Annotated in this window: 22 protein-coding genes and 1 pseudogene; 15 read left to right on the forward strand and 8 right to left on the reverse strand. The window is 55.1% G+C overall.

Annotated features, from left to right (window positions below; translation table 11 throughout):
* Positions 1-19 precede the first annotated feature (19 nt).
* Positions 20-427 carry a hypothetical protein gene (locus tag BM261_RS04345; RefSeq protein ID WP_074895483.1) on the forward strand — a complete coding sequence of 136 codons (408 nt, stop codon included), beginning with the start codon at positions 20-22 and terminating at the stop codon, positions 425-427.
* Between the two features lie 120 nt (positions 428-547).
* Here the strand turns inward: BM261_RS04345 and dnaK are convergent, their stop codons facing one another.
* From dnaK to BM261_RS12640, 4 genes are all read right to left on the reverse strand, one after another.
* A complete protein-coding gene (gene dnaK / locus BM261_RS04350) occupies positions 548-2,479 on the reverse strand; it encodes a molecular chaperone DnaK (RefSeq protein ID WP_009311595.1) in 1,932 nt (643 codons plus the stop codon).
* Between the two features lie 240 nt (positions 2,480-2,719).
* Entirely contained in the window at positions 2,720-3,271 is a 552-nt protein-coding gene (gene grpE, locus BM261_RS04355) for a nucleotide exchange factor GrpE (protein WP_074895699.1), read from the reverse strand.
* Positions 3,272-3,398: 127 nt separating this feature from the next.
* A complete protein-coding gene (locus tag BM261_RS04360; protein WP_074895485.1) occupies positions 3,399-4,565 on the reverse strand; it encodes a cytochrome-c peroxidase in 1,167 nt (388 codons plus the stop codon).
* 57 nt (positions 4,566-4,622) lie between these two features.
* Positions 4,623-4,790, reverse strand: coding sequence for a hypothetical protein (locus BM261_RS12640; protein ID WP_162817036.1), 168 nt, complete (start codon positions 4,788-4,790; stop codon positions 4,623-4,625).
* 191 nt (positions 4,791-4,981) lie between these two features.
* Between BM261_RS12640 and BM261_RS04365 the strand changes: the two genes are divergently transcribed.
* Positions 4,982-6,391, forward strand: a complete 1,410-nt coding sequence (locus BM261_RS04365; protein ID WP_370446643.1) for a DEAD/DEAH box helicase — start codon at positions 4,982-4,984, stop codon at positions 6,389-6,391.
* A gap of 222 nt (positions 6,392-6,613) precedes the next feature.
* Here BM261_RS04365 and BM261_RS04370 read toward each other — a convergent pair whose 3' ends face one another.
* Positions 6,614-7,558, reverse strand: a complete 945-nt coding sequence (locus BM261_RS04370; protein ID WP_074895489.1) for a hypothetical protein — start codon at positions 7,556-7,558, stop codon at positions 6,614-6,616.
* 80 nt (positions 7,559-7,638) lie between these two features.
* A pseudogene (locus BM261_RS12345) lies at positions 7,639-7,746 on the reverse strand (IS5/IS1182 family transposase); the annotation flags it as partial.
* Positions 7,747-7,824: 78 nt separating this feature from the next.
* Between BM261_RS12345 and BM261_RS04375 the strand changes: the two are divergent.
* The 5 genes from BM261_RS04375 to mutY all read left to right on the forward strand — a co-directional run bounded on the left by BM261_RS04375 (position 7,825) and on the right by mutY (position 13,252).
* Complete coding sequence (locus tag BM261_RS04375; protein ID WP_074895491.1) at positions 7,825-9,765, forward strand: PEP/pyruvate-binding domain-containing protein; 1,941 nt, start codon at positions 7,825-7,827, stop codon at positions 9,763-9,765.
* A 211-nt stretch (positions 9,766-9,976) separates the two neighbouring features.
* A complete protein-coding gene (gene rpiA, locus BM261_RS04380; protein WP_049254703.1) occupies positions 9,977-10,645 on the forward strand; it encodes a ribose-5-phosphate isomerase RpiA in 669 nt (222 codons plus the stop codon).
* 162 nt (positions 10,646-10,807) lie between these two features.
* Entirely contained in the window at positions 10,808-11,404 is a 597-nt protein-coding gene (locus BM261_RS04385; RefSeq protein WP_074895493.1) for a thermonuclease family protein, read from the forward strand.
* The gene (gene nth, locus BM261_RS04390; RefSeq protein ID WP_074895495.1) at positions 11,401-12,045 is read left to right on the forward strand and encodes an endonuclease III; all 645 of its coding nucleotides are present in this window, start codon (positions 11,401-11,403) and stop codon (positions 12,043-12,045) included. Before BM261_RS04385 ends, nth begins: the two co-directional genes overlap by 4 nt.
* Before the next feature lie 103 nt (positions 12,046-12,148).
* The gene (gene mutY / locus BM261_RS04395; protein ID WP_074895701.1) at positions 12,149-13,252 is read left to right on the forward strand and encodes an A/G-specific adenine glycosylase; all 1,104 of its coding nucleotides are present in this window, start codon (positions 12,149-12,151) and stop codon (positions 13,250-13,252) included.
* A gap of 209 nt (positions 13,253-13,461) precedes the next feature.
* On the opposite strand, the gene grxB is transcribed toward mutY, so the two are convergent.
* Positions 13,462-14,109, reverse strand: coding sequence for a glutaredoxin 2 (grxB, locus tag BM261_RS04400; RefSeq protein ID WP_074895497.1), 648 nt, complete (start codon positions 14,107-14,109; stop codon positions 13,462-13,464).
* A gap of 483 nt (positions 14,110-14,592) precedes the next feature.
* Here grxB and BM261_RS04405 point away from each other — a divergent pair, with 483 nt between their 5' ends.
* The 3 genes from BM261_RS04405 to BM261_RS04415 all read left to right on the forward strand — a co-directional run bounded on the left by BM261_RS04405 (position 14,593) and on the right by BM261_RS04415 (position 17,868).
* Positions 14,593-14,949 (forward strand): hypothetical protein, encoded by a 357-nt coding sequence (locus BM261_RS04405; RefSeq protein WP_074895499.1) that lies wholly within the window; start codon positions 14,593-14,595, stop codon positions 14,947-14,949.
* A gap of 180 nt (positions 14,950-15,129) precedes the next feature.
* On the forward strand, positions 15,130-15,486 hold the full coding sequence (locus BM261_RS04410) for a hypothetical protein (protein ID WP_049249461.1): 357 nt from the start codon (positions 15,130-15,132) through the stop codon (positions 15,484-15,486).
* Between the two features lie 168 nt (positions 15,487-15,654).
* Entirely contained in the window at positions 15,655-17,868 is a 2,214-nt protein-coding gene (locus BM261_RS04415) for a RelA/SpoT family protein (protein WP_074895501.1), read from the forward strand.
* A gap of 131 nt (positions 17,869-17,999) precedes the next feature.
* Here BM261_RS04415 and aat read toward each other — a convergent pair whose 3' ends face one another.
* Positions 18,000-18,725, reverse strand: a complete 726-nt coding sequence (gene aat / locus BM261_RS04420) for a leucyl/phenylalanyl-tRNA--protein transferase (RefSeq protein ID WP_074895503.1) — start codon at positions 18,723-18,725, stop codon at positions 18,000-18,002.
* 183 nt (positions 18,726-18,908) lie between these two features.
* On the opposite strand from aat, the gene BM261_RS04425 reads away from it, so the two are divergent.
* From BM261_RS04425 to BM261_RS04455, 5 genes are all read left to right on the forward strand, one after another.
* The gene (locus BM261_RS04425) at positions 18,909-21,158 is read left to right on the forward strand and encodes a FepA family TonB-dependent siderophore receptor (RefSeq protein WP_074895506.1); all 2,250 of its coding nucleotides are present in this window, start codon (positions 18,909-18,911) and stop codon (positions 21,156-21,158) included.
* 263 nt (positions 21,159-21,421) lie between these two features.
* Positions 21,422-22,801, forward strand: a complete 1,380-nt coding sequence (locus tag BM261_RS04435; protein ID WP_074895511.1) for a DUF1176 domain-containing protein — start codon at positions 21,422-21,424, stop codon at positions 22,799-22,801.
* Between the two features lie 149 nt (positions 22,802-22,950).
* Entirely contained in the window at positions 22,951-24,429 is a 1,479-nt protein-coding gene (locus BM261_RS04440; protein WP_114910535.1) for a subtype B tannase, read from the forward strand.
* A 367-nt stretch (positions 24,430-24,796) separates the two neighbouring features.
* On the forward strand, positions 24,797-25,780 hold the full coding sequence (locus BM261_RS04450) for a hypothetical protein (RefSeq protein ID WP_240317856.1): 984 nt from the start codon (positions 24,797-24,799) through the stop codon (positions 25,778-25,780).
* Between the two features lie 101 nt (positions 25,781-25,881).
* On the forward strand, positions 25,882-26,631 hold the full coding sequence (locus tag BM261_RS04455; RefSeq protein WP_074895519.1) for a class I SAM-dependent methyltransferase: 750 nt from the start codon (positions 25,882-25,884) through the stop codon (positions 26,629-26,631).
* Positions 26,632-26,683 lie beyond the last annotated feature (52 nt).

A 26,683-nucleotide genomic window follows, 5' to 3' on the forward strand; every position in this document is an offset into this window, starting at 1 on the left:
TGGACGATATAGGTACCCTATGTTCGATTTTTTGATTAAATATCCGATTTCTATTTTTGAAATCAGAGAGTTTCTTGCTGCAGTACTAAATTGTCCTTTCGATAAAATCTTTGTCGTTTCCTCTGAAGAGAATGCCGACCTGGAAATTGCCGCTGAAGAATTGGATAAGCTGTGCTGCCTTTGTATTGGTACACAAGTGGAAGGCGATGCCGCTTGGCTTTTGAATCTATATCGGATTGAGGCAACGGATGACGAAATCGAAAAGAGGATTATCGCCGCCTCGCAAACAAAGCAAATCGCTTGCTATGTTCCCAATGATAACTGGAACGGATATTTGCTAACGGGAAGCAGTCCGACTCCGATTCAAGTTTATGAAGATGAAGAGGTGGCGGGAGAAAATAAATATATCTTTACGAACGCCATTTAAAACACAGGAATATTTCAAAAAACCAAAAACAACAGCTAGCAATGCAGTTTGCCGGCAATCATTCGAACCATAACAAAAAGCGCGAACCTTGCGATTCGCGCTTTTTTCAGACGGTCTCAATTATTTCTTGTCGTCTTTTACTTCTTCAAAGTCGGCATCTACCACGTCGTCGTCTTTCTTGGCGGAAGACGGTTCGGCTTGTGCGCTTTCGCCTGCTTGGGCTTCGGCTTGCGCTTGGGCGTAAACCATTTCACCCAGTTTTTGGCTGGCTGCGCCCAGTGCTTCGGCTTTGGCATCGATGGCGGCTTTGTCGTCGCCTTTCACAGCTTCTTCGGCTTCTTTCAACGCGGCTTCGATTTTTTCTTTTTCGGCTGCGTCGAGTTTGTCGCCGTAGTCGGCCAAAGATTTTTTCACGGAGTGAATCAGGGCTTCGGCTTGGTTGCGGGAAGCGACCAATTCAGTCAGTTTTTTATCTTCTTCAGCGTTGGCTTCGGCATCTTTCACCATGCGTTCGATTTCTTCTTCGCTCAAGCCTGAAGAGCCTTGGATGGTGATGTTGGCGGCTTTGCCGGTGCCTTTGTCTTTGGCGGAAACGTGCAGGATGCCGTTGGCGTCAATGTCGAAGGTTACTTCGATTTGCGGCATGCCGCGCGGTGCAGGTGCAATGTCGCCCAAGTTGAACTGACCCAAAGATTTGTTGGCGGAGGCGCGTTCGCGTTCGCCTTGCAGTACATGGATGGTTACTGCGCTTTGGTTGTCTTCGGCGGTAGAGAACACTTGCGACGCTTTGGTCGGGATGGTGGTGTTCTTCTGAATCAGCTTGGTCATCACGCCGCCCATGGTTTCGATACCCAAAGACAGAGGGGTTACGTCCAGCAGCAATACGTCGCTGCGGCCGCCGCTCAATACTTCGCCTTGAATCGCTGCGCCTACGGCAACGGCTTCGTCAGGGTTCACGTCTTTGCGCGGCTCTTTGCCGAAGAAGTCTCTCACGGCTTCTTGTACTTTCGGCATACGGGACTGACCGCCGACCAAAATCACGTCGTCGATGTCGCTGGTGCTCAAGCCGGCATCTTTCAATGCGGTGCGGCAAGGCTCGATAGAGCGGGCAATCAGGTCTTCAACCAGGCTCTCGAATTTGGCGCGGGTAATTTTCATTGCCAAGTGTTTCGGGCCGGTTGCGTCCATGGTGATGTACGGCAGGTTGATTTCGGTTTGCTGGCCGCTGGACAATTCGATTTTGGCTTTTTCGGCAGCTTCTTTCAGGCGTTGCAATGCCATCACGTCTTGTTTCAAATCAATGCCTTGGTCTTTTTTGAACTCGGCGATGATGTAGTCGATGAGGCGTTGGTCGAAGTCTTCACCACCCAAGAAGGTGTCGCCGTTGGTTGCCAATACTTCGAATTGTTTGTCGCCGTCGAGGTTGGCGATTTCGATGATGGAAATATCGAAGGTACCGCCGCCCAAGTCATATACGGCTACTTTGCGGTCTTTGTTGTCGCCTTTGTCCATACCGAATGCCAACGCGGCTGCGGTCGGCTCGTTAATGATGCGTTTTACGTCCAAACCGGCGATGCGGCCTGCGTCTTTGGTGGCTTGACGTTGGCTGTCGTTGAAGTAGGCCGGAACGGTAATCACGGCTTCGGTTACTTTTTCGCCCAAATAAGATTCGGCGGCTTCTTTCATTTTACGCAGGACTTCTGCGGAAACTTGCGGCGGAGACAGCTCTTTGCCTTGCGCTTTCACCCATGCGTCGCCGTTGTTGGCTTTGATGATTTCGAAAGGCATGGATTCGATGTCGCGTTGGACTTCTTTGTCTTCAAATTTATGACCGATCAAACGTTTTACAGCGTAGATGGTGTTTTTAGCGTTGGTTACGGCTTGGCGTTTGGCGGGTGCGCCGACGAGGACTTCGCCACCGTCCAGATAAGCGACGACAGACGGCGTAGTGCGTGCGCCTTCTGCGTTTTCAATAACTTTGGTTTGACCGTTTTCAGAGATGGATACACAAGAGTTGGTTGTACCTAAGTCGATACCGATTACTTTTGCCATAGTGTTAATACTCCTTCAAATAATGGAATTTTCAGACGGCCTGTTTTGTGTCCGACCGCTGTTGCTTGACATGCAAAATAGGGGACAGACGGCAGTTTTCAAGTGTTGTGTTGCAAAAAAATGACAACTTTTTGAAATTTAAAATCAAAATGTTAATTTGATTTTTCCGTTTTCCCTTATGTTTCAGACGGCCTCCGGGGCCGTCTGAAAACAAAATGCGGAATGCTGCGTGAACTGCGCCTATTCGGCGTTTTCCGCACTTTTGGCCACGACCACCATTGCCGGGCGCAAGATGCGGTCATTCAGCATATAGCCTTTTTTCAAGACGCGGATGATGGAATTGGGCTCTTGCCCGCTCTCCTCCGCCTGCATCGCCTGATGCTGGTTAGGATCGAGTTTGTCGCCGGGCTGCGGGTTGATTTCTTTGATGTGCGTGGCATCAAACGCTTTTTGCAATTCGTTCAGCGTCATCTGCACGCCCATTTTCAACGCGTCGAAATTACCGCTTTGGTCAAGCAGTGCCATTTCAAGATAGTCTTTGACCGGCAGCATTTCGGCGGCGAATTTTTGTCCGGCGAATTTGTGTGTGTCGGCGATTTCCTGCTGATGGCGGCGGCGCAGGTTTTGCTCGTTCGCCAAACCGCGCAGCTGTTCGTCTTTCAACTGTCCTTGCAGTTCTTCCACTTGTGCCTGCAATTCTTCGTAAGTGGGTGCGGCGGCTTCGGCTGCGGCAGCTTCCTGTTCGGCCGGGATGTTTTGTTCTTCTTCGGGTGCTGTGTTTTTTTCGCTCATGGATTTGCCCTTTTTAAAGTGACGGAATGGATTTTTCATGGGCGGCAATATAAGGCCGTCTGAAGCAGTTTCAAGCGCGCGGAAGGTTTCTCCGGCGTTTTTTGTGCTTTCAGACGGCCTCTATCCATCAGTGGCTGTATTTATTGTTGGACTGGGATTCCAACGGTGCGGAAAGCGGTAGCTCGGGCATGGTGCGGGCGGAGTCGGATACGCTGCCGGACAGGGTGTTCAGGAAGGCGACGATATTGTCCGTATCCTCTTTAGACAATTCTTTGCCCAACTGCGCCATGCCCATGATATTGACCGCCTTATCCAACTCCCAAACGCTGCCGTTGTGGAAATACGGATAGGTTTTGGCCACATTGCGCAAACCGGGCACGCGGAAGAAGAATTCGTCTTCTGTTTTTTTGGTTACGTCGGCACGGCCTTTGTCGCGTTTCGGATCTTCGATAAACTTCCAATACGGGCCTTTGACCAAACCGAATTTCTGGAAGCTGTTGCCGCCGAGGTTGACGCCGCTGTGGCAGGCGATACAGCCGTTGTCCATAAAGGCGCGCACGCCTTTGCGTTCCTGCTCACTCAAGGCGGAAACGTTGCCTTTGAGGTATTCGTCCCAACGGGTCGGCGTCAGCAGGGTGCGTTCAAATGCGCCCAAGGCGGTGGTGATGTTTTTGAAGGAAACCGCGCCGTCTTCGGGGAAGGCGGTTTTAAACAGTTCTTGGTATTCGGGGATTTTGGCGATTTTGGCCGCGGCTGCCTCTTGCGAGTCGTTTGCCATTTCCACAGGGTTCACCAAAGGTCCGCCGGCTTGTTCTTCAACGTCGGCCGCGCGGCCGTCCCAGAACTGCATGCCGAGTAAGGCGGCGTTTAAAGCGGTCGGGGAGTTGCGTCCGCCAAACTGTCCTTTATGGCCTTGGCTGGTCGGCATATTGTCCACACCTGCGGAAGCGAGGTTGTGGCAGGAGTTGCAGCTTACGGTGTTGCCTTTGGAGAGGCGCGGTTCATACCATAATTGATGGCCGAGTTTGACCTGCTCTTCGGTAAACGGGCGCAGCTTCTGCATTTCTTCGGCACTCGGCAGCGGTTTGAAGATGCCTTGCGCGCGTTTGAGCAGCTCTTGGTCTTCAGGTGAGGCATTGCTGTCGGCAACCACGGCGGAAGCCGCAGAAGCCGCATTCGAAGCGGCATTTTCGGCAACAGCAGGAGAGGCCGTCTGAACGGCGGCCTCGGAAGCACCCGGAGCCGCTTTCGGTGCTTCGTTACTCTGACCGCCGCAGGCGGCAAGGGCAAACAATACGGCTCAGGGCAGAACCAGACGGCGAGGATTTTGGTAGTTCATCATATGTTCCTTTTAGGTTTTATAGGTTGAACGTCCTTGAGGAAGCGTTTCTCCTGTTTTTCCCGCATTCACCGGCAAACCGGCTTGTGCTTTTTTACAAAAGTATAGTAACGGCCCGACAATATACTTTTGCGTAAAATCAACTTTTTCACCGCCATAGCCGCAGGCAATCTCTGCCATTGCCGGTGCGGCACGACCCTGCCGAGGCCTCAAAACGCAGCAACGGCTTTTATGGCATAATGACAGCCTTCCGGCAGCCGTTCCCCGTCCGTCCCACAGGGCGGCACCGCCGCAACCGAATACCGCAGATTATTTTCAGACGGCCTTGCCCTTTCCGCCGCCGCGCGAAAGCCCGAGGCCGTCTGAATACCATGAAGGAACAAACAATGAACCCCTTTTCCTCCTTAGGCCTCGGACAGGAAATCGTTTCCGCCCTCACCGAGCAAGGCTACGAAAACCCCACGCCGATTCAGGCCGCCGCCATTCCCAAAGCCCTTGCCGGACACGACCTCCTGGCCGCCGCGCAAACCGGCACCGGCAAAACCGCCGCCTTCATGCTGCCCAGCCTCGAGCGGCTCAAACGCTTCGCCACCGCTTCCACCTCCCCCGCCATGCACCCCGTTCGGATGCTGGTGCTCACCCCTACCCGCGAACTGGCCGACCAAATCGACCAAAACGTGCAGGCCTACATCAAAAACCTGCCCCTGCGGCACACCGTACTCTTCGGCGGCGTAAACATGGACAAACAAACCGCCGATTTGCGTGCCGGCTGCGAAATCGTCGTCGCCACCGTCGGCCGCCTGCTCGACCATGTCAAACAAAAGAACATCAACTTCTCCAAAGTCGAAATCGTCGTCCTCGACGAAGCCGACCGCATGCTCGACATGGGCTTTATCGACGACATCCGCACCATCATGCAGATGCTGCCCAAACAACGCCAAACCCTGCTCTTTTCCGCCACCTTCGCCGATCCGATACGCAAATTGGCGCGCGACTTCATGAACAGCCCCGAACAAATCGAAGTGGCGGCGCAAAACACCACCAACGCCAACGTCGAACAACACGTCATTGCCGTAGACACCTTCCAAAAACGCCGCCTGCTCGAACGCCTGATTGTCGATTTGGACATGAACCAAGTCATCGTATTCTGCAAAACCAAACAAAGCGTCGACCAAGTCACGCGCGACCTGCAACGGCGCGAAATCTCCGCCCAGGCCATCCACGGCGACAAATCGCAGCAAACCCGCCTCGAAACCCTTTCCGCCTTCAAAGAGGGCAACCTGCGCGTCCTCGTCGCCACCGACGTCGCGGCACGCGGGCTGGATATTGCCGAACTGCCCTTCGTCATCAACTACGAAATGCCCACCCAGCCCGAAGACTACGTCCACCGCATCGGCCGCACCGGCCGCGCGGGGGCGGACGGCGTCGCCATTTCGCTGATGGACGAAACCGAACAAAAAATGTTCGAAGCCATCAAAGAGCTCACCGGCAACAACATCCCTATCGAACGCATCGAAGGTTTCGAACCGCGCTGGTGGGACAACGGCGGTACGGAAGAAAGGCCGTCTGAAAACGGAAGGCCGCATCGCGGCGAACGTGCGGAACGCGGGGCAGGCAGCCGCGGCGAAAGGCGCACACGCGGCGACAGCCGCGCCGAGCAAGAATCCCGCCCCAAAGACCCGGGCGAATCCTGCGGCAAAATTGCCGGCCGCAGCCACCGCAACCGGCGCGGCGAACGTGCCAAATGTGCATTGGTCCAGCCCAATTTCGGCGTGAAATAACCCGAAATCACCCATAGTAAAAGGCCGTCTGAAACACCCCGAACAGGGTTTTCAGACGACCTTTTGTTGTTATTCCCATCATGACGAACAGAATATATAAGCGGCAGCGTACCTCAAAAACCGAAAGCGATTGGATTCCCAATCAGGCAAAACACCATACCAACTGCTTTCGCATGATGCCTGCCGCCGATACGCCATCCTGTATGGAAACCGGCAACGCTGCTATTCCAAACTGCCATACTCCTGTTTTTCCACATCCCAGCGGTAGACTTTCCGTTCGCCGTTTTTCATGCCCTTCACTCGCCAAATGATGTCGTAAAATCCATTATGCTGCTGCGGCGACATTTTCAGGATGTATGTGTCGGTATATACATCATGCTGGCGTGTGCCGTCCTTATTCCAGCTGCCGGCAATGTTCTCAAGCGTAAAGGTGTTGGCGTTCAAAACGGGTTTCAGACGACCTTCAATAACGGCAAACAACACCATAAACTCTTCCAAGCTGCCGCCTCCTGCATAACCGACCGTGTTCTGCAAGCGCAGGCCGAAGGCATCGGTTTTATCGTTCAGGCGATAAGCGGCAAAATCGAGACGGGCGGGCAGCACGATTTGCAAACCGCCATCGGGGATTTGCACGACAAACTGCCGCTTCCCTTCCATAGCAGGTTTGGGGGACGGATAAAATTCGTCTTTTTCTTCATATTCATAACGTTCGGTATAAGGCGTGGCGGCAAGGGCGAATTTGCCACTGGCATCCTTTGTCAGCACGGCAAGGGTCATTTGAGCGACGGGGTTGCCCGAGTCGGCTCCGCATTGCGCGTAGTGATTCGGGTTTTCGCGGTAAAAATCGCCAAGCGGATGCTTATTCAGGCACACCAGCGCGACTTGGAGGCCGTTTTTCCAAGGCCGCAGCGACATCATATTCAGTTTTTCCACGTCTGCGTCAGGTGCAACCAAACTCAGGATTTCGCGTACGCGCGCATCTTGGCGCGACAGGCTGCCGAAGCCGTCGGCAAGCGGCTTGCCATCCGTTTGTTTTGTATGCCGCTGCATGATTTCCGTATTTTTGACCTGTGTCCGCCCTTTGCCGGATGAGTGTGAGGTTTCCGCCGTGGAAAGCGGGGTGGCGGCGAAGAACGCCAAGGAGAGAAATAATCCGGTTTTATTCATGTTTTGTATCCTGCTTGTTCGAAGAAATGTGGCGGGTCGTCTGAAAACGACAGGCTGGAAATGAAGTCGGGATTCTAGCAGTATAGTGAATTAACTTTAAACCAGTACGGCGTTGCCTCGCCTTGCCGTACTATCTGTACTGTCTGCGGCTTCGTCGCCTTGTCCTGATTTAAATTTAATCCACTATACAAACTGAAAAAAGAGTCAGGCTTGATTTTCAGACGACCTTTTCTTGCTACAATCCGTTTTTTCTCGTTGCCATTATCATGAAAACCAGCGTCTGCCTCTCCCTATTGTTCCTGCTCGCCGCCTGTCATCCCAATGCCGAAGTCGCCGATACCGCCGCGCCGACTGCGCGCAAGCCTTCTTATTTTGAGTCTGACAAACGCCAAGCCGCCACGCCGGTTAAAACGCAAACGCCCGCGCTGTCCGCCATCCGCAGCCGCGCCGATTTCGACCTGCTTTCGCGCGTTTACGAACAAGATAGCGAATACGAAATTCCGCACGTCCTCTTCCTTATCGATCGCGAAGACAACAACCGCACCGACTACATCAACACGCCGAAATACCGCCTGCACGAAACCTATCTCGCCGAGATTTTGAAGCCGATGCCGACGCGCAAAGAATTGTTCGAACAATACCGCAGCCCGAACCGCCGCTTCCTGTTCGGCACCATCAGTTGGCAGAACAGCACTCAAGAATACGTTTACGAATTTTGGGAAGGCGACAAAATCACGCCCGAATTGCTGAAATTGGCAGAAGGTCGTCTGAAAGACAGTTTCTTCGCCCCGCTGCGTTACAAAACCAATTCCCTGTGGCAGGAAACCGTTGCTGCGCAAAGCAAAGTCCCCTTCGTAACCCAAGAAAGCCTGATACAGAATTTCCCTTATTTACCGTTGCACAGGGGGAAGGCGGTAGGCACATTGCGCGTCATCACTCAGGAAGATGACCTTTACGATGTCGGTGCGGACGACATCATCATCTTGAAAGAAGTGCCGCTGGTGTTGCCGCCCGTAGCAGGCATCATCAGCGAAAAACCGTCCACCGCTCTGTCGCATGTGAACGTCTTGGCGCGCGGCTGGGGCATTCCCAACATCTACCTCAAAGACGCGGAAAAAATCCTCGCCCCCTATATCGGCCGCCGTATCGAATTGGAGGCAGACGCAAAACAATACCGGGTCGCCCAAACCAACCGAAACACAGCCGCCAAAACATTTTCAGACGACCTCTCCCTGCCGCAGCCCGACACTTCCGATTACAGCCTGCGGCCGCTTGCCAACTTGCGCCGTGAAGACAGCCGTTACTGCGGCAGCAAAGCCGCCAACCTCGGCCATATCCGCGCCCATATCGCAGGCAGCAACGTCCCCGACGGATTCTGCATCCCCTTCGCCTACTACCGCGCCATGATGGACAAACTCGGCATCAACGCGGCAACACTGGCGCAAATTGAAACACAAAGCGGCGGCGACAACCGCAAACGCCGCACCGCCCTGCTCGCCTTGCAGAAAAAAATCACCGATGCCGAAATCCCGTCCGAATGGAAACGTACATGGGCGGAACAATGGCGCAGCCAATTAAACAGCAAAGGCGTGTTCGTCCGCAGCTCGTCCAATTCCGAAGACCTGCCGAATTTCAGCGGCGCGGGACTGTACACCACCGTGCCGAACGTAACCGGCGAAAACGCGCTGGCAGAAGCAGTGAAACAGTCTTGGGCTTCCGTCTTCAATTACAGCGCGTACGAAGCCCGCCGCATCGCCGGACTGCCGCACGACAGCGTGAAAATGAGCGTCTTCGTCCAGCAAAGCATCAATGCCGACCTCTCCGGCGTACTCGTTACCGTCAATCCCTACGATACCGCGCAGAAAAACACTTCCTACATCGCCGCCAAACGCGGGCTGGGTATTCGCGTGGTCGAAGGAAAACGGGTGGCGGAACAAGCCGTTTACAACCGTCGCAACGACGCCGTACAACGCCTCAGCTCCTCCAACGAAACCACCGCGCTGCAACTGGATGAAAACGGCGGCGTCAGGGAAGTGCCGATAACCGCCGGCAACGTCATGAACCACGACCAAATCCGCCGCCTCGACCAAGCCGGCCAGCAAATCAAACAGCTTTTCGGCAACGGCGAACAAGACATCGAATGGGCTTTCGCGGGCGGAAAACTCGTCATCCTTCAGGCAAGGCCTTATTTAAACGGCAGGCGGTAACACGGAAAGGAAGAGGCCGTCTGAAAACGCAAATAAACCGATTCGGCATTGTCCGTTTCCAATGCGGGAAGCAAACGCCGCCGAACATCGGACGAAACAGTTTTAACCCAATTCAAACATATGTTTTCAGACGGCCTTCCAAGCCCCTGCGCCTTCGGTTATGATTCCGTTTGAAACACGAACAACCAAACGTTAACAAAAGGAGCGAAACATGGCGACACAAGACGATCTGAAACGCATGGCAGGTGAAAAAGCGGTGGAATTTGTGCCCGAAAACGAATACATCGGCATCGGCACAGGCTCCACCGTCAATTATTTCATCAAAGCCCTGGCCGCCAGCGGCAAACAAATCAAAGGCGCGGTCAGCAGCTCCAACGCCACCTCCGCGCTGCTGGAACAATACGAAATCCCCGAAGTTACCCTGTCCGACGTCATCCGCCTGGCGGTGTATATCGACGGTGCCGACGAAATCAACCACAGCCTGCAAATGATTAAAGGCGGCGGCGGCGCACTGTTGCGCGAAAAAATCGTCGCCAGCGCGTCGGACAAATTCGTCTGCATCGCCGACGAAAGCAAATACGTTTCGCGCCTGGGCAAATTCCCGCTGCCCGTGGAAGTCATCCCCTCTGCCCGCTCGCTGGTGGCGCGCCAACTGCTGAAACTGGGCGGCGAACCGCAACTGCGCGTCGGCTTCATCACCGACAGCGGCAACGAAATCCTCGACGTGGCCGACATGGATTTGTCGCGCCCGCTGACACTGGAAGACGAGCTGAACAAAATCACCGGCGTGGTCGAAAACGGCCTGTTCGCGCGCGATGCGGCCGACGTGCTGATTCTGGCGCGCGCCGGCGGCGTGGAAGTGATTAAAGTCGGCGGCTGATAAGGCGTTATTCAGGCATCAAAGGCCGTCTGAAAACCCGCAATCCGGTTTTCAGACGGCCTTTCACATACAGGGCGCAAACCCACCCCTCTGCCGGACGCCGAAGTTTCCCGCTATATCGGTTAAAATACCCCCTTTGATTTTGAACCAGCATCCCGCGCCATGCCCGATTGGAAAATCCCCGCCCTGTGCCTCGTTGCCGCCCTGGCGTTTATCGAACCGTCCGACATCCTTTCCCGGCTCAAAACCCCGCCGGCCGCCGAAACCATACGCGGCCGCAGCAGCACATCCTCCCGGCCCGCGCCGCAAGGCACGCATTACCGGGGGCGGGTAACGTCCGTGCACGACGGCGACACCGTCCGCATCACCGACACCGACGGCCGCAGGCACAAAGTCCGCCTCGCCTACATCGACGCACCCGAAATCGGCCAGGCCCACGGCATCGAATCACGCGACCGCCTGCGCCGCATCCTGTCGGATGAAACCGTAGACGTACAGGTAACCGATACCGACCGCTACGGCCGCGAAGTGGCCTACCTCTTTTCAGACGGCCTCGACATCAACCTGAGCCAAATCGAAAACGGCGCGGCCTGGCACTACACCTCCATCGCAAAAAAACAACAGCCCAAAGCCGATTTCGCCGCCTACGCCGCCGCCGAAGCCTACGCCCGAGCCGGACACACCGGCCTTTGGGCGAAGCGCGAACCCCTCGCGCCCTGGCTGTTCCGCAAACAACAACACACCGCACAACCGCAATGAACAAACAAACCCGCCAAGAAATGTTCAAACGCTGGCGCGCCGAAAACCCGCACCCGCAAACCGAACTGAACTACACCACACCCTTCGAACTCTTGATTGCCGTCCTACTCTCCGCGCAGGCCACCGACAAAGGCGTGAACAAAGCCACCGCCAAACTCTTCCCCGTGGCCAACACCCCGCAGGCCATGCTGGACTTGGGCTTGGAAGGCGTGATGGAATACACCAAAACCATAGGCCTCTACAAAACCAAGTCCAAACACATCATCGAAACCTGCCGCATCCTATTGGACAAACACGGCGGCGAAGTACCGCAAACGCGCGAAGCACTCGAAGCCCTACCCGGCGTAGGGCGGAAAACCGCCAACGTCGTCCTCAACACCGCCTTCGGCCAACCCGCGATGGCCGTGGACACCCACATCTTCCGCGTCGCCAACCGCATGAACCTCGCCCCGGGCAAAAACGTGCGCGAAGTGGAAGACAAACTGATCAAAGTCATCCCGAAAGAATTCATCCTCGATGCCCACCACTGGCTCATCCTCCACGGCCGCTACACCTGCAAGGCGCAAAAACCCCTCTGCCACCGATGCATCGTCAACGACCTGTGCGAATACAAAGGCAAAACCATAGAACAGGCCGTCTGAAAACATGGGCTTCCGCGTAGCTGAAACGCAGCCCCCGCACCATCGACAAAGCGGCAATGCTTCCAACCCGATTTGCCGCCCGACAACCAAAAAACATCCGACCATGACACACACACCCGATAGGCCGTCTGAAAACCCCGCAACCGCCCTTTCAGACGGCTCCCCCCCCTCCTTTGCCGACCGCCTGATACACTGGCAGAAAGAGCACGGCCGCCACAACCTGCCCTGGCACAGCCGCGACCCCTACCGCGTCTGGCTGTCGGAAATCATGCTCCAGCAAACCCAAGTCGCCACCGTGGCCGGCTACTACCCGCGCTTCCTCGCCGCCTTTCCCACCGTATCCGCCCTCGCCGCCGCAGCCGAAGACGACATACTCGCACTCTGGCAGGGCTTGGGCTACTACAGCCGGGCGCGCAACCTGCACAAAGCCGCCAAACAAATCATGGCCGACTTCGGCGGACAATTCCCGACCGAACGCACCGAATTGGAAAAGCTGTGCGGAGTCGGCCGCAGCACCGCCGCCGCCGTTGCCGCCTTTGCCTTCCTCAAACGCGAAACCATACTCGACGGCAACGTCAAACGCGTACTCTGCCGCGTCTTCGTCCAAGACGGCGACCCGCAGGACAAAAAGTTCGAACACACCCTCTGGACACTGGCCGAAAGCCTGCTGCCGCCCGAAAACGCCGACATGCCCGCCTACACGCAAGGCCTGATGGACCTGGGCGCGACCGTATGCAAACGCAGCAACCCCGCCTGCACCGCCTGCCCCATGAGCGACATCTGCCAAGCCAAAGCCCAAGGCCGTACTGCCGAACTGCCGCGCAAAAAAACGGCGGCAGAAATCAAAACCCTGCCGCTCTACTGGCTGATATGGCACGACGAAAACGGCGCGCTCCTGCTGGAAAAACGCCCCGCCAAAGGCATATGGGGCGGCCTCTACTGCACCCCCTGCTTCGACAGCCTGCAAGCCCTGCACGACTTTGCCGCCCGACACGGCCTCACCGCCGAAGATTTAACCGAACTCCCGCCCCTAACCCATCGCCTGACCCACCGCATGCTGCTGATTACCCCGTTTGCCGCTACAGGAAAAAGGCCGTCTGAAACCCTTTCAGACGGCCTCCTGGTGATACCGGAAAAACTGGCGGACTACGGCCTGCCCAAACCGCTGGCGGCATGGCTGGCGGAAAAACAGCCCGCCCTGTTTTAAAAGAATAAAAGGCCGTCTGAAAGCCGGGAAAACGGACTTACCGCCGTTAAACCACACTTTCAGACGGCCTTTATACCTCCGGTACGGCACATTCAGATAAAGACAAATTCACTGACGCTTCAACCCACAGCCGTACCCGACCTTCCATACGGGCTTGCTCCATCGGCGGCTTACCGCCTGACACCGGAAAACTGTTTATCCGCAGCGCACTAAACCGCCCGCCCGGTTTGCAGCGGCACACCGCTCAAACGGCTCATTTCCGTCACATACGCCGCCACCTTCGGCGGCATCTCCAGCCCGCGCACAATCGTCAGATTGCGCAAAATCGGGAACACCAAAATATCCTCCATCCCCAATTCTCCGCCCAATGCGTCGGCAGAAACCACCAAGCCTTCCAATTCGGCAAAATCGTCCGTCAAACGCACCAGATATTCCGGCGTTTTCGCCATATTTTCCGCAAAATTGCCGATAATCTGCTCCTTTTTCGCTGTGAAGTAATCCACCGCGCCTTGTTCGGCAAATTCGGGCAAATCCGCCAGCACGTCCCGCGGCTGTACCAACTTATTGGCATAAGTGCCGACTTTGTCCAACCAAGCCTGCACCTGAGGCCGCACTTCTTCTTTCAGACGGCCTTTCCCTGCCATTTCGTCGATATGGCGCACAATATCCAAACTCTCGCCCATAAACGAACCGTCGTCTTTCTGCAAAATCGGCACCTGTTTCGCGCCAATCATCTTAATCGGCGTTTCCTCGTCGTCATTCTGCAAAATAACCTCTTCAACCGCCACGCCGCGCAGGCCGAAAATCATACGGGCGCGGACGCAAAACGGGCAATGGTCGTAAATATAAAGTTTCATCGTCTCTTCCTTTTCCCAAAGCGGGAACCATCATTTTTAAAAAAGCCGGAGCAGCCAAATTTCCCATCATCCGGCCTGCAATATACGTCCGCCGGAATCATACCGCAAACCGCACATCTGCCAAAGCATTGTTTCAAATGAATGTTTGACAAATTTTTACAAAAACAAATGCACAAATTTTAATCGAATCTTTATTGTTGTTTTTTCTAAAATATTTTCTAAAAAATAAACAAGCGGTAGTTAATTTAGATTAACGGGTGCATGATATGCCAATTTTTTACTCATTTCCATGATTTACTTCAGCCGGTTGCAGGCATATACTGCCTGCTAACTTTACTGCTGTTTGAAAACAGAGGTGAACGTCGCCGGACGGTCCGGTTAAAAAACCACACCTATTTTTGATTAGAACAAGCAATCCGCCTACGCCCCTATACCAGCTCAGGCAGTTTCCTCTTACCTAACACAATATCTTTGGAGTTTATTATGAATTACGATAAAGCAGTATCTGAAATGTTGAATGTTGACGGCGCGTTGGCCGCAGCAGTTGTAGACTTTGCCAGCGGCATGATGCTCGCAGGCGGCGGCTCTCCCGCAATCGACCTTGAAATTGCCGCTGCCGGCAATACCGAAGTGGTCAGCTCAAAAATGAAAACTATGAAAATGCTGGGTTTGAACGATACCATCGAAGACATCCTGATTACCTTGGGCAAACAATACCACTTGATTCGCCCGCTGCAAAAACACGAAGGCCTGTTCTTGTACTCCGTATTGGACAAATCCAAATCCAACTTGGCTTTGGCTCGCCGCTCTTTGGTTGATGTAGAACGCAACCTGGGCTAATTTTTCTTACTAAACAAAAAAAATCGGCTGTTTTACAACCGATTTTTTTTATCTTATAATGCTCGTGTATTATTTATAAATTATTTAAAATCACACACACCTAACTCATCCTTCTTACGTTTTAGGATAATTTTCGGGATTAAACCATTTTATTAATTCACTTACGTTTGGGAGTTCATTATGAATTACGATAAAGCAGTATCTGAAATGTTAAATGTTGACGGTGCTTTGGCCGCAGCAGTTGTGGACTTCGCCAGCGGCATGATGCTTGCGGGTGGCGGTTCTCCCGCAATCGACCTTGAAATTGCCGCAGCCGGTAACACCGAAGTGGTCAGCTCAAAAATGAAAACCATGAAAATGCTGGGTTTGAATGACGTCATCGAAGACATCCTGATTACCTTGGGCAAACAATACCACTTGATCCGCCCGCTGCAAAAACACGAAGGCCTGTTCTTGTACTCCGTATTGGACAAATCCAAATCCAACCTGGCTTTGGCCCGCCGCTCTTTAGTTGATGTAGAACGCAACCTGAGCTAATCCCTTTCTTGAAAACGGCTGGTTTCCAGCCGTTTTTTGTTTTTGCAGACAACCTGATTTCCACAAATAATCGGCGTTTTAGCTTCTCAGAAACCTTGTTTTCCTACCCTGCCCGTTTCAGCTACAATATTCGTCCATCCCTTCTCCCATACCGTTTCGGAGCATCCCATGGCTGGCATTAACCCTGCACCCTCGTCATCACAATCCGATTTTCAGACGGCCAAACAATGGTTCGAACAATACTGCTCCCAACAAAACGATTCCGACCGTGCTTTATTACATCATGCCTTAGAACTAGCCGAAAACGCCTATCCGCCCGAGGCAACTACTGAAAGCGGCGAGCCGCTGTCAGAACACCTGCTGAAAGCTGCACAAATGGTGGCAGACATTGATCTGCTGCCGGAAGCAGTCGCCGCAACCATACTGACCGACATTTCCACCTATCGGGACAACTGGTTCGAAACCGTTGCCGGAAAATGCGGAAAACCCGTTGCCGAACTGGTGCGCGGTATCGACGAAGTACAGAAACTGACCCAATTTATCCGCGTCGACAACCTCGCCACTCCGGAAGAGCGCGCCCAGCAAGCCGAAACCATGCGTAAAATGCTGCTGGCGATGGTCACCGACATCCGCGTCGTCATCATCAAGCTGGCTCTGCGCACACAAACCATGCAGTTCCTCAGTAACGTCCCCGACAGCCCCGAAAAACGCGCCGTCGCCAAAGAAACCCTAGACATCTTCGCCCCGCTCGCCAACCGTCTGGGCGTGTGGCAGCTCAAATGGCAGCTCGAAGACCTCGGCTTCCGCCATCAAGAACCCGAAAAATATCGCGAAATCGCGCTGCTTTTGGACGAAAAACGCACCGAACGCCTCGAATACATCGAAAACTTCCTCAACATCCTGCGCGGTGAACTCAAAAAATACAACGTCCATTTTGAAGTCGCCGGCCGCCCGAAACACATCTACTCCATTTACAAAAAAATGGTGAAGAAAAAACTCAGCTTCGACGGGCTGTTCGACATCCGCGCCGTGCGGATTTTGGTCGATACCGTCCCCGAGTGTTACACCACGCTGGGCATCGTCCACAGCCTCTGGCAGCCCATTCCCGGCGAGTTCGACGACTACATCGCCAACCCCAAAGGCAACGGCTATAAAAGTTTGCACACCGTCATCGTCGGCCCGGAAGACAAAGGCGTGGAAGTGCAAATCCGCACCTTCGATATGCACCAATTCAACGAATTCGGTGTCGCCGCCCACTGGCGTTACAAAGAGGGCGGCAAAGGCGATTCCGCCTACGAACAAAAAATCGCTTGGTTGCGCCAACTCTTGGACTGGCGCGAAAACATGGCGGAAAGCGGCAAGGAAGACCTCGCCGCCGCCTTCAAAACCGAGCTTTTCAACGACACGATTTACGTCCTGACCCCGCACGGCAAAGTCCTCTCCCTGCCTACGGGTGCAACCCCCATCGACTTCGCCTACGCCCTGCACAGCAGCATCGGCGACCGTTGCCGCGGCGCGAAAGTCGAAGGGCAAATCGTGCCGCTGTCCACCCCGCTTGAAAACGGACAGCGCGTCGAAATCATTACTGCCAAAGAAGGGCATCCTTCCGTCAACTGGCTCTACGAAGGCTGGGTCAAATCCAGCAAGGCAATCAGCAAAATCCGCGCCTACATCCGTCAGCAAAACGCCGACACCGTGCGCGAAGAAGGCCGCGTCCAACTCGACAAACAGCTTGCCAAACTCACGCCCAAGCCCAACCTGCAAGAGCTTGCCGAAAACCTCGGCTTCAAAAAACTCGACGACCTCTACACCGCCGTCGGACAGGGCGAAATTTCCAACCGCGCCATCCAGAAAGCCTGCGGCACGCTGAACGAACCGCCGCCCGTACCGGTTAGCGAAACTACTATCGTCAAACAGTCCAAAATCAAAAAAGGCGGCAAAACCGGCGTTCTCATTGACGGCGAAGACGGTCTGATGACCACGCTTGCCAAATGCTGCAAACCCGCGCCGCCCGACGACATTGTCGGCTTCGTTACCCGCGAACGCGGTATTTCCGTCCACCGCAAAACCTGCCCCTCTTTCCAACACCTCGCCGAACAAGCACCCGAGAAAGTGTTGAACGCAAGCTGGGCGGCGTTGCAGGAAGGACAAGTGTTCGCCGTCGATGTCGAAATCCGCGCCCAAGACCGCTCGGGACTTTTACGCGACGTATCCGACGCGCTCGCCCGCCACAAACTCAACGTTACCGCCGTGCAAACCCAGTCCCGCGACTTGGAAGCCAGCATGAGGTTCACGCTCGAAGTCAAACAAGTCAACGACCTCCCGCGCGTCCTCGCCAGCCTCGGCGACGTCAAAGGCGTCTTGAGCGTCACGCGCTTGTAATGCGGATACATCCGCCCCTACCGCTGTAACGCCTGGTTTTGACTCAAGCTTCATCCGCAAGAAAGGCCGTCTGAAAACGATATTTAAGGTTTTCAGACGGCCTTTTCTCGGACTACTTCAATTCACAAGGTCTAAGCCATATTTTCAGCCACTACCCCGCTTTCTATCGGCTGCAACAGCGGCAATCCGTTCAAACGCCCCAAGGCCGTCTGAAAAGCAGACAGGCCGACCGTTTCCGAACCGAAACGCTTCAAATGATGCGTATCCTGCTGGCAGTCGATTAACCCGACACCGCAGCGGGCAAGGAACGGCACGGCGCAGGCAAAGGCGATTTTCGATGCGTCGGGCATACGGGCGAACATTGATTCGCCGTAAAACACCCGCCCGATCTGCACGCCGTAAAAACCGCCTGCCAACCGCCATTCCCCGGCCTCATCAGGCAACCAGCACTCGAAAGAATGGGCATGGCCTAAACGGTGCAGCCTGCCATAGGCCGTCTGAAAATCCGGCGTAATCCAAGTTCCGTCCTGACCCGGGCGCGGCACTGCGGAACAGGCGGCGACAACGTCGGAAAAACAAGTATTGACGGTAACGCGGTAACTTTTATTCCGCAGCGTTTTCGCCAGCGAACGGCCTATATGCAGCTTTTCCGGCATCAGTACGGTGCGCGGGTCGGTAGTGAACCAGTAATACAGCCCGTTTTCGGAAAACCATGGAAAAATGCCCTGACGATAGGCCGACAAAAGCCGCCCCACGTCCAAATCTCCACTTACGCCGACCAGCCCGTCATATTCCGCCGCCAAGCGGGCGGCGTTGGGAAACCTATAATCATTGGGAGGCAGATAAGGAATTTGCATAAATCCCGCCGCAAAAAAACGACCATTTTACGGGCAAATCCCATCCTCTGCCTCACCTTTGTTGCGGCAAACCGACAAATATTAACAAAACAACCGATTCTACTGCACATTTTTTGAAACACGACTAATTAGCGTTTATATTTCATTCCCTTTATCCCATTCCGCACACAGAAAAGGAAAAATATGTCTGCCCAACGCAAACTCCCCCTCTTCCCGCTGGCCGTGCTGCCGCTGACACTGGCCGCCGCCTTCGCCCATGCCGACGGAGACACCGTCGTAGAAGGCGCATCGCTCGACACCGTTTACGTTACCGCCGAAAAACAACTCCAGCAATCGCTCGGCGTTTCCCGCATTTCTGCCGAAGACATCGAAAAACGGCCTGCCGTAAACGATATTTCCGAACTCGTCCGCACCATGCCCGGCGTAAACCTCACCGGCAACACCGCCACCGGCCAGCGCGGCAACAAACGCCAAATCGACCTGCGCGGTATGGGTCCTGAAAACACTTTGATTTTGATTGACGGCAAACCCGTCCATTCGCGCCAGTCGGAACGCATCAGTATGCGCGGCGAACGCAACACGCGCGGCGACAGCAACTGGGTGCCGGTTGAAGAAATCGAATCCATCACCGTCCTGCGAGGCCCTGCCGCCGCCCGCTACGGTTCCGGCGCGATGGGCGGCGTGGTCAATATCGTTACCAAAAAAGTGCCGAAAGAATTCAAAGGCCAAATCAACCTGTATGCAAATCAACCGCAAGACAGCAAAGAAGGCGGAACACGCCGCATCGGCTTCAACCTCGGCGGCCCGATTGTTCAGGACGTATTGGGGTTCCGCATCTACGGCAACCTGAATAAAACCGATGCCGACGCTGCCAACATCAACGCCGGACGCGGCAACGACAGCGCGGCAGGCGTGGAGGGCGTGCGCAACAAAGACATTGCAGGCCGTCTGCAATGGAAAATCACCCCGTCGCAAACCCTGGTTTTCGACAGCAGCTACAGCCGTCAGGGCAACATCTACAACGGCGACACGCAAAACAGCAACCCGCGTTCGGCTTTGGTAACCACATTGGCAGAGGACAAAGCCGAAACAGCACGCCTCTACCGTTCCGCCTTCTCGCTGACACATGACGGCGTATGGGACTGGGGCGACACCAAAAACATCATCAGCTACGAACGCACCACCAACAGCCACTTGCCCGAAGGTTTGGCCGGTGGTCCGGAAGGCAGCTATACAGGCTTGGATTTTGTTCAAAGCCGTCTGAAAAACCTGCGTTTGAGCAGCGAAGCCAATATTCCGTTCAAACTCGGCGTGGACAATGTCCTAACCGTCGGCGCGGAATTTACCGACAGCAAATTGGACGATCCTACATCTAACTCGCAAAGTCTGACAGATACTATTCCCGGTGGCCCTGGGCGGCCACCACGCAAGGTTGTGAACATCTTCTCGGGCGTGTCGGAACATCGTAGTGGTAAAACTTCGCAACGCAACTGGGCGGCTTACGTTGAAGACAATATTTCGTTGACCGATAAAACCCATCTGATTCCAGCCATCCGTTTCGACCACAACAGCGACAGCGGCAGCAACTGGAGTCCGGCTTTGAACTTCTCGCATCAAATCGGCGAAAATTGGTTGGTCAAAGGCGGTGTTGCCCGTGCGTACAAAGCGCCAAACCTGTATCAAACCAATCCTGACTTTATTCTGTACACACGCGGTCAGGGCTGTCCGCTCAATGCGCCGGGTAGTGTCAGCTGTTTCTACATGGGCAATGCCAACCTGAAGCCTGAAACCAGCATCAACAAAGAAATCGGCATCGAATTCAACAAATCGGGCTGGCAGGCTTCGGCAACCTATTTCCACAACGCCTACCGCAACAAAATCGTGATAGGCGACAACATCATCGCTACCAGCAACATCGGCAACTGGCTCTTGCAATGGGAAAACACACCCAAAGCCACCATTTCCGGCATAGAAGGCAACTTAGTCGTTCCGTTGCACGACACACTCAAATGGAGCAACAACTTCACCTATATGCAAAAATCGGAAGACCATCAAGGCAACCCCCTGTCGCTGGTACCGAAACACACCATCAACAGCACGCTGGCTTGGACACCGAACGAACGCTTTGATGTCAACCTGACCTTTACCCACTACGGCCGCACCAAACCGCGCAGTGTCGCCATCAACCGCCTCGAACGCGATGGCAACCTCAGGGCAGGCACCCTCCCGTTGTCTGCCGAGCGCAACCAAACGCAAGTCAGCCCTTACGGCATCTGGGGCATCAACGCCGGCTACAACTGGAACAAACGCGTGGCCGTGCGTGGCGGCATCAGCAACCTGTTCAACAAAAAACTGTACCGCACCGGAAACGGCGCGCAGACCTACAACGAACACGGTCGCGCCTTCTACGGCAGCTTAAAAGTATCGTTTTAATCAGATTCCGTATCCGTAGGCAAAGAGGCCGTCTGAAAACATCTTTCAGACGGCCTCTTATCCCGTACGCACTTTATACCCATACCCGGCGAACACTATTTTTCAAAACCGTCCGAAACCGCGCGGGCATCACAATATCCACAACGGCAACCGGCATTTTGTATAATCTGCCTATTCCGTGCCCACACTGTCCGAAGCCTGTTTTCAACCAAGCAGCCTGTTTCAGACGGCCGGTAAAACATCCCAACCAAAGAGACCCCATCATGCAAAAAACCATCCTTTTCCTCTCCTGCCTGCTCGCCGCAACCGCCCAAGCCGCGCCAAACTTTCCCGGCCTTCGCACCCAAATGGGCGATTGGGACACCGTTTGCGACAACACCGGCACCTGCCGCGTGGCAGGCTATCACAATGACGGTTCGGACAATGCCGTATCCGTCCTGTTCACCCGCCCCGCCGGCAAAAACGCCGCCACTACCGCGCAGATTCAGATTATCGAAGAATGCGAAACACCCGCCGCCTGCGCTCAAGCCGACAACACCGGCGGCGAACTGTTTTTAAACGGCCAATCGCTGGGCACAGTCGCCTTCGGCAAAGACGACTACACCGCCACACTCAGCCCGAAGCAGACGGAACAACTTATCTCCGCCTTCGCCGAACGCCGGCCGCTGTCGATTTCCGACCGTCAGGGCAAAGTGTGGATAATCCCCGACAAAGCCTTTGACCAAGAACGGCTGGCCGAAGGCAGATTCTGGGTGATGTACGCACAATCATTTGACTTTCCCCATGACCATGATGAAACCAACAAAAAAAACGCGCTAAAAAATCAAACCGTCGGCCTGTTTGCAAACGACAGCAAAATCACCGACATCCTCATCGATGAAGACTTCACGCTCGCCACCATTCCCGAAGGTGGCCGCGCCGCCGTCGAAGCCGTGCTGGCGACGGCCAACCGCGTAACCCTGCGTATCGGCGGCAAAGAACGCGAACTGTCCGACGACGGCGCATACGCCGCACTGCTCGCCGCCGATGCCTATCAAGGGCGCGTGGGCGACGGCAGCGCGTGGGTGAAAAACGGTGCGACACGGTTTGCCGCCCAAAGCCCCGCCGTGCTGCCGCCCAAAGCCGCGCCCAAAATTCAGGCCGCCCGCGTACCCGCCGAAACGAAAGGCAAAGAATACGCCGCCGGCACGCCCGAATACCGCAAATTGTGGAAGCTTATCCGTAAACCTTACCAAGCCGGTGAATGCACCATGTTGCAAGATTCCAAACGCAACCGTAGCATCACCGTTTATCCCTTAAGCGGCGGCAAAATGCTAATCGAAACAGGCTGCGAACTGTTTGCCTATAACAGCAACGGCTTTTTCGCCATCGCCGACAGCAAATTCAACCGCCTCTACACCGTATTGGAGGATTCGAGCCTGGGCGGATACGGCGGCTTCGACGTAGACAAAAACGGTACGGCAACACTTTCAGGCAACCAAAAAGGCCGCGGCTTGGGCGACTGTTGGAGCACGGTTGAATATGTGTGGGACGGCAAAGCCTTCATCCGCAGCAAAAGCGAAAGCGACACGCAGTGCAAAGGCTTTGCCGGCGGCGCGTGGGAGCAGCCCGACTTTGTGGCGGACGTGCTTGCACCGAAATAAAAGGCAGGCCGTCTGAACAGGCAACCGGCCATGTTTCAGACGGCCTTTAATCCCCTCAACCCTAAAAACCGATATTCCACCCCTCGTCTTGCGCCCGCTGCCGCGCAACCCACAGGCAGCCCTTTTCACAACGACCGAAAGGAAACCCCATGAAACTTCAACGCATCCCCGCCCTGCTGCTGGCCGCAGCCCTGTCCGCCCAAGCCGCGCCGCCGCAAAAGGCCGAACTGCCGCGCTACCCTGCGCCGAAAAACCTCGACTTTGCCCAAGTGGCAGGCAGCCTGCACACTATCAACGTAAACGGGCAGAGCGTGCCATACCGCGCCTTCGAGCACATCGTTTACGTGATGAAGCCTGCCGACACGCGTTACCAAATCATGAACGTGTACATCCCCGAAGCCTATTTCCAAGGCGGCAGCATCAACGGCTTCACCAAAGACACCGCACCGATTTTCTTTCCGAACAACGTGGGCGGCTATATGCCGGGCGAAGCGGGGCAGCCTGAAACCGATTCGCGCGGCAGCGGCAAGCCCAACGCTATCGCCGTTGCCCTGTCGCAAGGCTATGTGGTCGCCAGCCCCGGCGCGCGCGGCCGCACCGAAGCCAATGGGCGCGCCCCCGCCGCCATTGTCGATTTGAAAGCCGCCGTGCGCTATCTCAAAGCCAACGACGCCAAAATGGCAGGCGACGCGCGCAAAATCATCAGCAACGGCACCAGCGCGGGCGGCGCATTGTCCGCACTGCTCGGCACCAGCGGCAACGCCCGCGAATACGCGCCCTATCTGCGCGCGCTGGGTGCGGCCAACGCCACGGACGACGTGTTCGCCGTATCCGCCTATTGCCCGATTACCAATCTGGAACACGCCGACGCCGCCTACGAATGGCAGTTCAACGGCGTGAACGACTACGAAAAAATCGACATTTCCATGATCGACTACCACGTGGAGCGCAAAACCGTCCGCGGCACGCAAACCGCCGAGCAGCAGCGCCTTTCAGACGGCCTGAAAAACCTGTTCCCCGCCTATGTGAACAGCCTGAAGCTGAAAAACGCCCAAGGCGTTCCGATGACGCTGGACAACAACGGCAACGGCAGCTTCAAAGCGCAAATCGAATCCATGCTCGCCCAATCCGCGCAAAAAGCCTTGGATGAAGGCAAAGACCTGTCCGGCCAAACCTGGCTGACCATTGAAAACGGCAAAGTCAAAGCCGCCGATTTTTCCGCCTACGCCAAATTCGTCGGCAGACAAAAAACCGCGCCCGCGTTTGACGGCGTGGACTTGTCCACCGGCGAGAACAACCTGTTCGGCGACGCGCAAACCCAAGCCAAACACTTCACTGCGTTTGGCGCGCAAAACAACACCGTACCGGGCGCGCAAACGGCAGACGCGGCCACCGTCCGCATCATGAACGCCATGAATTTCATCCGACGCGGCGGCACGCAGCACTACCGCATCCGCGTCGGCGAAAACGACCGCGACACCTCGCTGGCCATCTCGCAACTGCTCGCACTCAAACTGCGGGCACACGGCAAAAACGTGGATTACGCCCTGCCCTGGGGCGTGGGACACAGCGGCGATTACGATTTGGACGAGCTGTTTGCGTGGATGAAGGACGTGAGCGCGCGGTAATAATAAAACAGCGGCCGCCTGTATGCCGCTGATGCTTGCAGGCTGCTTTTTGACCATTCAAAAAGCAGCCTGCATTGTTTACTTTGTTGAAACTTTGCTTTCAGACGGCCTTTCGGTTTATTTTGTTGATTCCGACACAGGGCGGCGGCCAACCACGCAGCCGATTGCCCGGCAGCCCTATCCCATCCTGCATAACGCGCTGACAAAAGTGTTAAAATAGCCCGTTTATAGTGTCATAAAACATGTTTGACCGGCGGCTTGAAGCGTTTCGGCTTCGCAGAAACTCCGCTTCCTTCGGAAGCTCGGTTTTAACTTCGTTGAAGCTGCGCTTTCAGACGGCCTTCAGCCTTTTCTTGAAAGATTGATCGTGATAACCCTCCCCATTCCCGTCCCCCAAACCCCGCACGCGCTCTACCGCGCCATGTCCCTCTACATCGTTGCCGCATTCGGTATCGGCTGGTTCCTGCCCGTAAACGGTGTGCTATGGGGCGTACTGCTGGCCACCGCGCTGGTGCTGTATCTGCAAATCCGCTCGCTGGCACGCGGCGAAAAACGGCTGTACGACCGATTCCTCGCCGGCAAAAGCGGCATCTCTTCGCTGCAATGGCTTTATTTGATGATTGCCGTTACGGGTATGGTTGTCGCTTTTTACGGCGGCACGGCGGCCTCATACGGCGAATTGCGCGAAGCACGCGGCATTGTGCCCGCCAAACCGTATAATGCAAGAACCGAATGTTATGCTAGGCAGGATGCCGTATCCCAAAACGAGTTTGTCCAATTCCTACTACTCGACCGCCACTGCCGCCATGTGAGCGGTACCAACTACCTTCCCTTCCCCAACGGCGGCGAAACCCTGCATTTGAACTGTGCCGCCAACCTGCACGACGCTTGCGAATCCGCCTACGCCCACGCGGGCAAAACGGCCGTGGTGAAATACAGCGGCTCGCGCCTGTATGAAATGGAAGTGGACGGCGTGCCAATCTACCGTTATGCCGAACAAGCCGCCCGATTCAACCGCGAGCGTAAAGCCGCCCTGCTGGACGCGCTCATCGCCGTGCCGCTGTTCGCCCTGCCGCTGATGTGGTTCCACCGCCGCTTCGACGACTGGCAGAACGAGCTGGCCGAAGGCGAAACCGTGCCGGACGAAACGCCGCAGTGGTGGAAATACACCGTGTTGTGCTGCTGGTATCTGCCGCTTACCGCCGCCTTTGCATGGGCGGGCATCGGCTGGTGGCGCAATATAGACGAGCCGATTGCCTTGACCATCGGGCTGCTGTTCATCGGCGCGTTGCTGTTTTTCACCCTGCGCGGCGCGTATCGCGTGTTTTATCCAAAGCAGCCTGCACGTTGAAACCGCGCGTTCAGACGGCCTGAACCGAACCACAGATTCAACAGCTTTGTCGAATCCCGACTCGAAATACGCATCGTTCAACCCTTAACAGGAGTAACGCCATGCCTTCCGCCAAGCTCATCCAAAAACTCAAACCCGCCTTGCAAAACCCGCTGCCGCCCGAACAAGACGGCGTCCTGTTGTGCCTCGATTCCGACGGCGTAACGGGCGACAACGCCAAATACATGAACATGTACAACCGCCTCGCCCGTTGGTACGACTTCGGCGAACGCTGGATAGCCCGCCTCAGATACGGCAACAGTATCAACGAAATGCGGCGCAGCCTGATGGGCGAACTGGAATGGCGGCAGGACTGCACCGCGCTCTACGCCTCCATCGGCACAGGTACCGATTTAAACCACCTGCCCGCCGACATCGACCTCTCCGCGCTGGATTTGACCGGCGCCGACCTGTCGCTCGGCATGTTGGAACGCTGCCGCAACGTATGGCGGAAAAAAGCGGCAGGCTTGGATTTGGTACACTGCAACGCAGAAGACTTACCCTTTGCCGACAATATGTTCGACGTCGTATTCCATGTGGGCGGCATCAATTTTTTTAGCGACAAGCAAAAAGCCATCAACGAAATGCTGCGCATCGCCAAGCCCGGCACCAAAATCATGATTGCAGACGAAACCACCGACTTCATCCAACAACAATACAAAAAAAGCCTATTCACGCGGAACTACTTCCAAGACACCGATTTCGATCTGACACAAATCGAAAACTGCATTCCCGAAACCGTACAGGAAAAGAAAACGCGGCTGCTGTGGAGCAACCGCTTTTACTGCATCACCTTCCGCAAACCTGCTTGAAAACGCCATAAATGCAATCGAGAAGAAATATGTCAAATCATCAAAATTGGAG

This window comes from Neisseria elongata subsp. elongata (assembly GCF_900113545.1).
GTDB lineage: Bacteria > Pseudomonadota > Gammaproteobacteria > Burkholderiales > Neisseriaceae > Neisseria > Neisseria elongata.